The sequence below is a fragment of the Thalassococcus sp. BH17M4-6 genome, assembly GCF_049323015.1.
GTDB lineage: Bacteria > Pseudomonadota > Alphaproteobacteria > Rhodobacterales > Rhodobacteraceae > Puniceibacterium.
This window is the reverse complement of the sequence record NZ_JBMPGU010000005.1, coordinates 57,222-68,806: the sequence shown is the minus strand read 5'-3', so window position 1 is coordinate 68,806 and position 11,585 is coordinate 57,222. Positions and strand designations below refer to the sequence as shown.

Below are 11,585 nucleotides of genomic sequence, written 5' to 3'. Positions count from 1 at the left end.
CAAAGATAGCATGAGGTCATGGCAAAAGCGCGCGCATCCACCTCCGGAATATCGAAAAAGGCCAAGGCCGCAAAGCCCCGTATCCGTCCGGTGCGCTGGCTTCTGCGCTGGCTGTGGCGCGCGGTTTTCGTGGCGGCGTCCGTGGTCGTGTTGCTGGTGCTGCTCTACAAGGTCGTGAACCCGCCCACGACGATCTACATGGTGCAGGAAGGCCAGCGCCTTGGCGCGTCGGTCGATCACACTTGGGTCGATGCCGACCGGATCGCGCCGGTGATGCTGCGCTCGGTCGTGGCGGCGGAGGATGCGAATTTCTGCACCCACTGGGGCTTTGACATGGATGCGATCCGCGACGCCATCGAAGAGGGGGGCACACGCGGCGCCAGCACGATCAGCCAGCAGGTGGTCAAGAACACGTTCCTCTGGCACGGGCGCAATTATACCCGCAAGGCGATGGAGGCGCTGATCACCCCGGTGATGGAGGCGCTGTGGTCCAAGCGCCGGATCGTCGAGGTCTATCTGAACGTCGCGGAATTCGACGAGGGCGTTTTCGGCGTGCATGCCGCCGCCGACCACTATTTCGGCGTCACGCCGGACCAGCTGAGCGCCACGCAGGCCGCCCGGCTGGCGGCGATCCTGCCCGATCCCAAGGACCGGTCGGCATCGCAGCCCACCCGCTTTGTCCAGCGCCGGGCAAACAGCATCCGCGACGGCGCCGCGACGATCCAGCGCGACGGCCGCGCCGCTTGTTTCGAGGCGGACTGACCGGGGCGCAGGGGGCGGGCCGCGATCAGCCGCGTGACAGCGCCGACCGGATCAGCCCGAACCCGGCAAGTGCGAATAGCCCCGCCGCCGCGGCGTCGATCCAGCGGCGCGCCCGCCGGTATCCCGCCCGGACGCCGCTCACCGAAAAGGCAAGAGCGTAGACGGCATAGATGGCGCAGCCTGCGCCGCTGCACAGGGCGGTGACGATCATCACCTGCGCAACGCCGCCCTGCGCGTCGAGCCCCAGCGACAGCGTTGCCATCCACGCGAGAACGGCCTTGGGGTTGGAGAGGTTCAGCAGAAGACCCTGCCGGAACCAAGCGCTGCGCCCGTTCTGCGCAGCGTCATCGTCCGTCCCCTCCCAGACGCTGCGGGCAGCACCGACGGCAAGCCAGAGCAAGTAGGCGCCGCCGAGGAGCTTCAGCACCGTGAGCCCCTGCGCCGAGGCCTGGAGCAGCGCGCCCAGCCCCGCCGCGGCCACCAGCCCCCAGAACGCCAGGCCAACCGCCAGGCCCAGACTGAACCGCAGGCCCGGGCCGCGCCCGGCGCGCATCGCGACCGTGGCCAGCGCCAGCGTTGCCGGACCGGGGGCCGCAGCGACGACCACAAAGGCCGCTAGGGCGGCCCAGATGCCGATCATGTCCACCATTCCGCTCTTCCTTGTCATGCCGCGTTTCGGGTGCGTCCGACTCTCCCGGCAGCGGCGGCGCAGGTCAAGCGGGCGGGCGCAGGTGCCCGGCGCTTTCGGGCCGGACCCATGCGCGACCAGTTGAACTACCAGCCAATTCGCGGCAAGTAGGGTGGATACGCCGCAACCCCGGATATCCTCCACCATGGCCAAGCTCTACCACGTGCCGCTCTCGCCCTTCTGCCGCAAGGTGCGGTTGAGCCTTGCGGAGAAGAAGATCGAATGCGAGCTGGTGGAGGAGCGTTACTGGGAGAAGGACGCCGATTTCCTGCGCCGCAACCCGGCGGCCAAGGTTCCGGTGCTCAAGATCGACGGCAAGACGATGGCAGAGTCCTTTGCCATCTGTGAATACATCGAAGAGGTGCACCCCGAACCGCCGCTGATGCCCCGGCAGGCCGAAAACCGCTATGAGGTGCGGCGGCTGGTGGGCTGGTTCGACGACAAGTTCCACAACGAGGTCACGTCGAAACTGCTGTACGAGCGGGTCAACAAGAAGGTCATGGGAAAGGGCTATCCCGACAGTTCGAACGTGAAGGCGGGGGCCAAGGCGATCAAGTATCACCTGGACTACATGGCCTGGCTTCTGGATCACCGGCGCTGGCTGGCGGGGGATTCGATGACGCTGGCGGATTTCGCAGCTGCGGCGCATCTGTCGTCGCTCGATTATATCTCGGACGTGGACTGGAACCGCAGCGATACGGTCAAGGACTGGTACGCCAAGATCAAGTCGCGCCCGGCGTTCCGGTCGATCCTGGCCGACCAGGTGCCGGGATTCCCGCCGCCGGCGCATTATGCCGATCTGGATTTCTGATCCGGGGGCGGCATGGCAGGACGGACGCGCGCCTGCGGCGACGCCCCGCCCGCCATCCCGCAGGGCGCATCGATGACGGACCTGAAAGCGCTGCTGCGGGCCGAGGCCGAGACGGCTGGATTCAACCTTTGCCGCATCTGCCGCCCCTGGGACGTGGGCCATGTACCCGAAAGGCTCAGGGCCTTTCTGGACAAGGGCTATCACGGGCAGATGACCTGGCTTGCCGATCGGGCCGAGTGGCGCGGCGCGCCGCAGGTGCTGTGGCCGGAGGCGCGGTCTGTGATCATGCTGGGCGAAAGCTATACGCCCGAACATGATCCCCTGGAGGTTCTGGACCGGCGCGAAGAGGCCGCGATTTCGGTCTATGCGCAGAACCGGGATTACCACGACGTGGTCAAGAAGCGGCTGAAACGGCTGGCGCGCTGGCTGATCGCGCAGGCGGGCGCCGAGACCGAGGTCAAGGTTTTCGTCGACACCGCCCCCGTACCGGAAAAGCCGCTGGGGCAGGCGGCGGGTCTAGGCTGGCAGGGCAAGCACACCAACCTTGTGAGCCGCGACATGGGGTCCTGGTTCTTTATCGGGTCGATCTTCACCACGCTCGATCTGCCGGTGGACGAGGCCGAGGTGGATCACTGCGGCTCGTGCCGCGCCTGCCTTGATATCTGCCCGACCGACGCCTTTCCCGCGCCCTACCAGCTGGATGCGCGGCGCTGCATTTCGTACCTGACGATCGAGCATAAAGGGCCGGTTGATCCGGGTTTGCGGGCGTGGATGGGCAACCGCATCTACGGCTGCGACGACTGTCTGGCGGTCTGCCCGTGGAACAAGTTCGCGCAGCGGGCGCGCGAGGTGAAATATCACGCCCGGCCCGATCTGCTGGCCCCTGATCTCGCGCATCTGGCGGGGCTGGACGATGCAGCGTTCCGGGCGCTGTTCTCGGGCTCACCGATCAAGCGGATCGGGCGCGGGCGGTTCGTGCGCAATGTGCTCTACGCCATCGGCAATTCCGGCGCGGCGCGGCTGCGGGCCCCGGCGCAGGCGCTGTGCGAGGATGTGGACGAGACGGTGCGTGATGCGGCGCGATGGGCCGCGCAACGGTTGGAGAGGGCGTAATGGCGATCCTGTTGGGCGTGGACACCGGGGGCACCTATACCGACGCGGTGCTGATCCGCGACGAAGTCGAGGTCCTGGCCAAGGCCAAGGCTTTGACGACGCGGCACGATCTGGCCGTCGGCATCGGCGCGGCGGTCCGCCAGGTCCTGCAACAGGCGGATGTGGCGGCGGGCGACGTGGCCCTGGCCTCGCTGTCGACGACGCTGGCCACGAATGCGCTGGTCGAAGGGCAGGGCGGGCGGATTGGCCTTGTCTACATCGGGTTCGCGGCGCGTGATCTGGAAACCCACGGGCTCAACGCGGCGCTGGGTGGCGATCCGGTGCTGCTGCTGGCCGGGGGGCACAGCCATGCGGGGGGCGAGGCCGCGCCGCTTGATCTGGCCGTGCTCGAGGAGTGGGCGGGCGCGCAGGAGGTGTCGGCATTTGCGGTGGCCGCGCAGTTCGCGGTGCGCAATCCGGCACATGAACTTGCGGCGCGCGACCTGTTGCGCCGGGTGACCGGACGGCCCGTGACCTCATCGCATGAGCTTTCGGCCAAGCTCGGGGGGCCGAAGCGGGCGCTTACCGCGCTTCTTAACGCGCGGCTGGTGGGGTTGACGCACCGGTTGATTGCCCGGGCCGAAGAGACGCTGCGCGATCTGGGCATTGTCGCGCCGATGATGGTGGTGCGCGGCGACGGGGCGCTGATTTCCGCCGCGCAGGCGCAGGAACGCCCGATCGAGACGATCTTGAGCGGCCCGGCGGCCAGCATCGTCGGCGCGCGCTGGCTGACCGGCGCGCAAGATGCGCTGGTGTCCGACATCGGTGGCACCACCACGGATATCGCGCTGTTGCGGGCTGGCGTGCCGCAGATCGACCCCGCCGGTGCGCAGGTCGGCCCCTACCGCACGATGGTCGAGGCGGTGGCGATGCGCACCCACGGGTTGGGCGGCGATTCCGAGGTGCATGTGATCGGTGAAGGGTTGGCGGGCGGTGTGACGCTGGGACCGCGGCGGCTGATCCCGGTGTCGCTGATCGCACGCGATGCCCCTGACGCGGTGCATGCGGCGCTGGAACGGCAGGCGCGGTCGGTCCTGCCGGGCGATCACGACGGGCGGTTCGTGCGCGCCGTGCCGGGGCAGGACACGGGCGGCCTTGGCGCGCGCGACGCGGCGGTGCTCGAGCGGATCGGCGACGGCGTTCAGCCGCTGGAGGCGGTGCTGCGCAACCGGCTGGAAACACAGGCTCTCCAGCGGCTGGTGGGGCGCGGGCTGGTGCAGGTGGCGGGCGTCACGCCGACGGATGCGGTGCATGTGCTGGGGCGGCTTGGTGACTGGGACGCGGATGCGGCGCGGCTGGCGCTTGGGCTGATGGCCCGGCGGCGCACCGGGTCGGGCGCACGGCTGGCCGAAGGGCCCGAGGCGTTGGCGCAGCGCATCGTCGATCAGCTGGTGACGCAGACCGGGCTGGCGCTGTTGGAGACGGCCTTTGCCGAGGATGGATGGGACGGCGCGCCGGGCGATCTGGCGCGCCATCCGCTGATGCAGGCGGGTCTGCGGGGCCATCGCGGTGTGCTGGGCCTTGATGCGCGGCTGCGCCTGCCGGTGGTGGGGTTGGGGGCCTCGGCCCGGTGCCATTATCCGGCGGTGGGCGACTGGCTGAATGCGCAGGTGGAACTGCCAGAGCATGGCGATGTCGCCAATGCCATCGGCGCGGTGGTGGGGCAGGTCGCGTTCCGGCGCACCGGCACTGTCACCGCCCCGGCCGAGGGACTGTTCCGCGTGCATCTGACCGAAGGGCCGCAGGATCACCGCACCGCCGAGGCGGCGATAGCGGCGTTGGAAGCCGTGTTATCGGCAGAGGCCCGCGCCGAGGCCGAGGCGGCGGGCGCAGGCGATATCGGTGTGACCCTTCGGCGCGAGGTCAAGACCGTCGAGGCCGAGGCCCGCGAGGTCTTTCTGGAAGCTGTGGTTACCGCCGAAGCCTCGGGCAGGCCGCGTATCGCGGTGTGAGCCGGGTCAGGACCCAGCACCTTGTAGATGGGGCGGCGTCGGCCCGGATGAAACCCCGGTCACGCGGTTCTGACCCCGCTGTAACAGAGCTTTGCTTTTGCGCCCGAAACCCCATCTTATGGGGCAGAGATCAAGCAAAGGGGACAAGATGACCCAATATACCAGAGACCCGGACGTGATCGCCTCGCTGACGCCCGAGCAGTTTCGTGTGACCCAGGAAAACGGGACCGAACGCCCCGGCACCGGCGCGTACCTCGACAACAAGGAACCCGGCATCTACGTCGACATCGTCAGCGGTGAGCCGCTGTTTGCCAGCGCCGACAAGTACGAATCGGGCTGTGGCTGGCCCAGCTTTACCAAGCCGATCGAACCCGCGCATGTGAACGAGTTGCGCGACACCAGCCATGGTATGATCCGCACCGAGGTGCGGTCTACCAACGGTGATTCGCACCTGGGGCATGTGTTCCCCGACGGCCCCGCGGATCGGGGCGGGCTGCGCTATTGCATCAACTCTGCCTCGCTGCGGTTCATTCACCGCGACGATATGGAGGATGAAGGCTATGGTGCCTATCTGGATCAGGTGGAGGATGTGGCATGAGTGAACGCGCTGTACTGGCCGGTGGCTGTTTCTGGGGCATGCAGGATCTGATCCGCAAGCTGCCGGGGGTCGATTCGACCCGCGTCGGCTATACCGGCGGGGATGTGCCCAATGCGACCTATCGCAACCACGGCACCCATGCCGAGGGGATCGAGATCATCTTTGACCCCGAGGTGATCAGCTATCGCCGCATCCTCGAGGTGTTTTTCCAGATTCACGACCCGACCACGAAGAACCGTCAGGGCAACGACATCGGTCTGAGCTATCGCTCCGCGATCTATTATGTCGACGAGGATCAGAAAGCCGTGGCCGAGGACACCATCGCGGATGTGAATGCCAGCGGTCTCTGGCCCGGCAAGGTGGTGACCGAAGTCGAACCTGTCGGGGATTTCTGGGAAGCAGAGCCGGAGCATCAGGATTACCTGGAGCGGTTTCCAAATGGCTACACCTGCCATTTCCCGCGGCCCGACTGGGTTCTGCCTCGTCGCGATGCGGCGGAATGATGTGACAATCTGCGCCCCGCCCGACCGGCGGGGCGTTTTGCCGTGATGCTGGCGCGGGTGCCCTGGCCGGGCCTGGCCCTGGGCCTGTTGGTCCTTCTGGTGGCCCCCTTTGCGCTGCACGCGGTCACCTTCGGGGGCGAAGGTCTGGGGCTGGCGCCGCTGCGCGACACCTACCTGCATGCACCGGATGCGCCGCTGGGCAACGCGTCGATCTTTGCGCATATGCTGACCGGCGCGGTGATCACCTTGCTGGTGCCATTGCAACTCAGCAGCACGCTGCGCCGACGGTATCCGTGCTGGCATCGCGGCGCGGGCAGGGTGCTGGTGGTCGGTGCCCTGCTCACGGGCGTGGCCGGATCGGTCTTTATCGTCACCCGCGGCACCATCGGCGGCGCGCCGATGGATGCGGGCTTTCTGCTTTACGGCCTTCTGATGATCGCGGCGGCGCTGCAAACCATCCGTTTTGCCCGGGCCCGTGATTTCATGCGCCACCGCACCTGGGCGCTGCGGCTTTTCGTGTTGGCCATCGGGTCGTGGATATATCGTGTGCACTACGGCCTCTGGTACCTTGCGACAGACGGCGCGGGGTCGAACAAGGCCTTTACCGGGCCGTTCGATCTGGTGCAGAACGTCGCCTTCTACCTGCCGTATCTACTGCTTCTGGAGCTTTGGCTGCGACGGCGCGCGCGACCCGTGGCGCATCTGACGTGACGTTCCGCCGTGACAGGGGCGGCGCAATCGGGTGATGTGGCGCAAACCGAGGGAGGCCGTCCATGTCCGATTATCCGAAGCTGCTGGAACCGCTCGATCTGGGGTTCACCACGCTCAAGAACCGCGTGCTGATGGGATCGATGCACACCAACCTCGAGGAAACCGGCGACTGGAACCGCGTTGCGGAATTCTATGCCGCGCGCGCCCGCACCGACGTGGCGCTTATGGTCACCGGCGGCATGGCCCCCAACCGCGAAGGCGGGGTGTTTCCGGGGGCGGCGGGCCTTTTCACCGATCAGGACATCGCCAATCACCGGATGGTCACCGACCGCGTCCATGACGGCGGCGGCAAGATCGCCATGCAGATCCTGCACGCCGGGCGCTACGCCTACGGCCCCGAATGCGTGTCGGCCAGCGCGGTGAAATCCCCGATCTCGCCCTTCGCGCCGAAAGAGCTGGATGAGGACGGCATCGAAAAGCAGATCGCCGACATTGCCGAGGCCGCCCGCAGGGCGAAGGAGGCGGGCTATGACGGCGTCGAAGTGATGGGGTCCGAGGGGTATTTCATCAACCAGTTCCTCGTCACCCACACCAACAAGCGCACCGACCGCTGGGGCGGCTCTTACGAAAACCGCATGCGCCTGCCGATCGAGGTCGTCCGCCGCGTGCGCAAAGCTGTGGGGCCCCAGTTCATCGTGATCTACCGGTTGTCGATGATCGACCTGGTGCCCAACGGCTCGACCCACGAAGAGGTGGTCGAACTTGCCCAACGGATCGAGGAGGCGGGCGCGACGATCCTCAACACCGGCATCGGCTGGCACGAGGCGCGGGTGCCCACCATCGCCACCTCGGTCCCGCGCGCGGCCTTTGCCTGGGTCACGAAAAAGCTGATGGGCAAGGTCGGCATCCCGATCATCACCTCGAACCGGATCAACACGCCTGACGTGGCCGAAGAGGTGCTGGCGACGGGCTGCGCCGACATGGTCAGCATGGCGCGCCCGTTTCTGGCCGACCCCGAATTCGTATCCAAGGCCGCATCGGGCCGCGCCGCGCAGATCGCCCCCTGCATCGCCTGCAACCAGGCCTGTCTGGATCACACCTTCCAGGGCAAGATTTCATCCTGCCTGGTCAACCCCAAGGCCTGTTTCGAGACCGAGCTGGTGGTGACCAGGACCGACACCCCCAAGACCGTGGCCGTCGTGGGCGCAGGCCCCGCGGGCCTGTCGGCGGCGATCACCGCGGCGGAACGCGGGCACAGCGTCACGCTTTTCGACAAGGCCGACGAGATTGGCGGCCAGCTCAACATGGCCAAGCAGGTGCCCGGCAAGGAAGAGTTCTGGGGCCTGGTGGACTGGTTCCGGACCATGGTCGATCTGCACGGGGTCGAAACCCGGCTGGGACAGGCGGTCGGCGCCGAGGATCTGACCGGCTTTGACGAGGTGATCGTGGCCACCGGCGTGCTGCCGCGTGATCCCGGCATCCCGGGTCAGGACGGCGACAACGTGCTTGGTTATGTCGATGTGCTGCGCGGCAAGGCCCCAGTGGGTCAGCGCGTCGCCGTCGTTGGCGCAGGCGGCATCGGCTTCGACGTGTCGGAATTCCTGGTGCACAACGGCGACAGCCCGACCGAACACCTGCCCGAATGGATGCGCGAATGGGGGGTCACCGATCCGGCCGAGGCGCGCGCCGGTCTGGCCCCCGAAGGTCCGCAGCCTGAGGCCCCGGCCCGACAGGTCACCATGCTTCAGCGCAAGGCGGAAAAGCCCGGCAAGCGGCTGGGCAAGACGACTGGCTGGATCCATCGCGCGGCGCTGCAGATGAAGCGGGTCGAGATGCAGGCCGGTGTGAATTACGAGCGCATCGACGCCGAGGGGCTGCATGTGTCCTATGGCGAAGCCCGGGAACGGCCTGGCGTCATCGCCTGCGACAACGTGGTGCTTTGCGCGGGGCAGGTGTCGGAACGGTCGCTGGCGGACGCTTTGGAGGCGCGCGGCGTGACCTGCCACGTGATCGGCGGGGCGGATGTGGCCGCTGAACTGGACGCCAAGCGCGCCATCGACCAGGGCACGCGGCTCGCCGCCACGCTCTGACCCCCGGCGCCCGGTCGGGTGACGGCGCGACGTCGCGCACAAGGCCAGATGACGCGGAACAGAGCGTCGCGATGCGCGTTCTCTTGGTGAAGGCGGCGGCATGATCCGGCGCCAAACCGAAAGGAGGACGTGATGCCGAGCATTACCGAATCGAAGATCCTGATCCTGTCCACCCACGGCTTTGAACAGTCCGAGCTGGAAGTGCCGCGCGACGAGCTGCGCAAGGCAGGCGCGACCGTCCATGTGGCCAGCCTTGACGGCAAGCCGATCAAGGGCTGGGATACCGACGACTGGGGAAACGAGGCCGAGGCCGATCTTGCCTTGGCTGACGTGAACGTCGCCGACTACGACGCGCTGGTGCTGCCGGGCGGCCAGATCAACCCCGATCTGCTGCGCGTTGAAAACGATGCCCTGAAAACCGTGACGGGCTTTTTCGGCGCGGGCAAGACCATCGCCGCCATCTGCCACGCGCCGTGGATTCTGGTCGAGGCCGGAATTGCCAAAGGGCGCCAGATGACGTCTTACCATTCGATCAAGACCGACGTTCAGAACGCCGGTGCCCACTGGCAAGATGTTGAGGTCATTGCCGACCAAGGCATCGTGACCAGCCGCAACCCCGGCGATTTGTCGGCGTTTGTCGCCAAGATCATTGAAGAGATCGAAGAAGGTGCGCACGACCGTCGGGCCGCTTGAACCCTCTTCCAACGAACGAGAAAGGGCCGCAGTTTCTGCGGCCCTTTTTGCGCCTATTCCACCGTCACGGTGATCTGGTCTGATGTGACCGGCGGATTGTGGGGCACGTGGTTCATGTTCCCCAGAACCAGCTGCAGCGTGTGCTCGCCCGGCTCCAGCTCGATGCTGGTTTCGGTCTGACCGCCGCCGAAATGCCGGTGATTGTCGTCGGACGGTAGCGACGAGGTCAGCTCGTCTTCGCCCATCTCGCCTTCTCCCAGCGGCGGGCGGTCGATCAGAAGGTGATGATGGCCCGTCATCTCTTTCTCGGTGCCCGCCGGGGCCACGCCCATGCCCGACAGGCCGAACCGCAAGGTCAGCGGCGAACTGACGGTATCGCCATCCTCAATCCCGATGAAATAAAGCGACGCATCGGGGTTGGCTTCAGTGTCCTGCGCCAGCACGGGCAGCGCAAGCAGCGACAGGGCCGCTGCGGCCAGGGTCGATTTGAACAGCATATTCTCTCCTCCCAAATGTGGCGATGGCACACCGGAATTCGGGCACCCATCGCTCGCGAATAAGTAGCGCTGCTGTGCCTGACGCCAAGCCGGAGGTTGTTTCCCTCAGCCGGACACTGCCACCAATTACCCTTGTATTGTCCGTCCCGCGCCGCAGTTGTGCCCGAATTCGCCAGCATACAGTGCCTCGTATTTTAATGCTTTGGGAGTGACGGATGGATCGTCTGACGGAAATGGAGGCCTTTGCCATGGTCGTGGACCAGGGGGGCTTTACCGATGCCGCTAAAAAAATGGGGATCTCGAAATCTGCCGTGTCAAAGCATGTGTCGTCGCTTGAGGCACGGCTTGGTGCGCGGCTGCTGAACCGCACCACCCGACGTGTCAGCCCGACCGAGATTGGCCTGGCCTATTACGACCGCGCGCGGCGCGTGCTGAACGACGCGGGCGAGGCGGATGCGCTGGTGACCTCGATGCAAAGCGCGCCGTCGGGGCTTCTGCGGATCAGCGTCGCCACCGATTTCGGCGTCAATCATCTGAGCCCGGTGCTGGGCGACTTCCTGGCCGAATTCCCCGACATCACCGTCAACATGGTGCTGAACAACCGCTATGTTGAGCTGATTTCCGAAGGCTTCGACATGGCTGTGCGCATCGGAGAGCTGGAAGACAGCACCTTGCGCGCCCGCAAGCTGACCGAAACCACCAAGCGGATGATCGCGAGCCCGTCGTATTTCCAGAAATTCGGGCGCCCGCAAAAGATCGATGATCTGAACGAACACAAGCTTCTGCATTATTCCAACCAGGCCAGCGGCAACGTCTGGAAGGTCACCGCACCCTCCGGTGAAAAGCGCCAGGTGCGCACCGCGGGCTGGCTGTCGGTGAACGACGGGCAATCGCTGCTCAATGCGTGCGTGGCCGGTCTTGGCATCGCCTACCTGCCATCGTTCCTTTACGCCGATGCGATGGAACAGGGGCTGGTCGAGGATGCGATTCCCGATCTTCCGGCCGAGACGCAAGGCATCTACGCCGTCTATCCGCCGGGGCGGTTCACCCAGCCCAAGGTTCGCGCCTTCATCGACTTTCTGGTTCACGCCTTTGCCGACAAGGGACCCGTCGACTGGAAGGTCTGAG

12 protein-coding genes are annotated in these 11,585 nt (G+C 66.3%); 10 read left to right on the top strand and 2 right to left on the bottom strand.

The genetic code is table 11. From position 1 onward, the window contains the following. The first annotated feature begins 18 nt into the window (after window positions 1-18). Window positions 19-762 carry a monofunctional biosynthetic peptidoglycan transglycosylase gene (gene mtgA / locus ACOXXX_RS09060; RefSeq protein ID WP_422826245.1) on the top strand — a complete coding sequence of 248 codons (744 nt, stop codon included), beginning with the start codon at window positions 19-21 and terminating at the stop codon, window positions 760-762. Between the two features lie 25 nt (window positions 763-787). On the opposite strand, the gene ACOXXX_RS09055 is transcribed toward mtgA, so the two are convergent. Beyond that, window positions 788-1,411 (bottom strand): LysE family translocator, encoded by a 624-nt coding sequence (locus ACOXXX_RS09055; RefSeq protein WP_422826244.1) that lies wholly within the window; start codon window positions 1,409-1,411, stop codon window positions 788-790. A gap of 184 nt (window positions 1,412-1,595) precedes the next feature. On the opposite strand from ACOXXX_RS09055, the gene ACOXXX_RS09050 reads away from it, so the two are divergent. The 8 genes from ACOXXX_RS09050 to ACOXXX_RS09015 all read left to right on the top strand — a co-directional run bounded on the left by ACOXXX_RS09050 (window position 1,596) and on the right by ACOXXX_RS09015 (window position 9,960). Further along, on the top strand, window positions 1,596-2,261 hold the full coding sequence (locus tag ACOXXX_RS09050) for a glutathione S-transferase family protein (protein ID WP_422826243.1): 666 nt from the start codon (window positions 1,596-1,598) through the stop codon (window positions 2,259-2,261). Between the two features lie 72 nt (window positions 2,262-2,333). Further along, window positions 2,334-3,374: a tRNA epoxyqueuosine(34) reductase QueG gene (gene queG, locus ACOXXX_RS09045; protein WP_422826432.1), complete on the top strand. Its 1,041-nt coding sequence runs from the start codon at window positions 2,334-2,336 to the stop codon at window positions 3,372-3,374. Next, entirely contained in the window at window positions 3,374-5,365 is a 1,992-nt protein-coding gene (locus tag ACOXXX_RS09040) for a hydantoinase/oxoprolinase N-terminal domain-containing protein (protein WP_422826242.1), read from the top strand. Before queG ends, ACOXXX_RS09040 begins: the two co-directional genes overlap by 1 nt. Window positions 5,366-5,513: 148 nt before the next feature. Beyond that, window positions 5,514-5,963, top strand: a complete 450-nt coding sequence (msrB, locus tag ACOXXX_RS09035) for a peptide-methionine (R)-S-oxide reductase MsrB (RefSeq protein WP_422826241.1) — start codon at window positions 5,514-5,516, stop codon at window positions 5,961-5,963. Further along, the gene (gene msrA, locus ACOXXX_RS09030; RefSeq protein ID WP_422826240.1) at window positions 5,960-6,466 is read left to right on the top strand and encodes a peptide-methionine (S)-S-oxide reductase MsrA; all 507 of its coding nucleotides are present in this window, start codon (window positions 5,960-5,962) and stop codon (window positions 6,464-6,466) included. Before msrB ends, msrA begins: the two co-directional genes overlap by 4 nt. A 45-nt stretch (window positions 6,467-6,511) precedes the next feature. Continuing rightward, window positions 6,512-7,177 (top strand): DUF2306 domain-containing protein, encoded by a 666-nt coding sequence (locus ACOXXX_RS09025; protein WP_422826239.1) that lies wholly within the window; start codon window positions 6,512-6,514, stop codon window positions 7,175-7,177. Window positions 7,178-7,239: 62 nt separating this feature from the next. Next, window positions 7,240-9,267 (top strand): FAD-dependent oxidoreductase, encoded by a 2,028-nt coding sequence (locus tag ACOXXX_RS09020; protein ID WP_422826238.1) that lies wholly within the window; start codon window positions 7,240-7,242, stop codon window positions 9,265-9,267. A gap of 132 nt (window positions 9,268-9,399) precedes the next feature. After that, entirely contained in the window at window positions 9,400-9,960 is a 561-nt protein-coding gene (locus tag ACOXXX_RS09015) for a type 1 glutamine amidotransferase domain-containing protein (RefSeq protein WP_422826237.1), read from the top strand. 53 nt (window positions 9,961-10,013) lie between these two features. On the opposite strand, the gene ACOXXX_RS09010 is transcribed toward ACOXXX_RS09015, so the two are convergent. Beyond that, complete coding sequence (locus tag ACOXXX_RS09010) at window positions 10,014-10,457, bottom strand: DUF4399 domain-containing protein (protein ID WP_422826236.1); 444 nt, start codon at window positions 10,455-10,457, stop codon at window positions 10,014-10,016. 215 nt (window positions 10,458-10,672) lie between these two features. On the opposite strand from ACOXXX_RS09010, the gene ACOXXX_RS09005 reads away from it, so the two are divergent. Further along, window positions 10,673-11,584: a LysR family transcriptional regulator gene (locus tag ACOXXX_RS09005; RefSeq protein WP_422826235.1), complete on the top strand. Its 912-nt coding sequence runs from the start codon at window positions 10,673-10,675 to the stop codon at window positions 11,582-11,584. Window position 11,585: the final 1 nt, after the last annotated feature.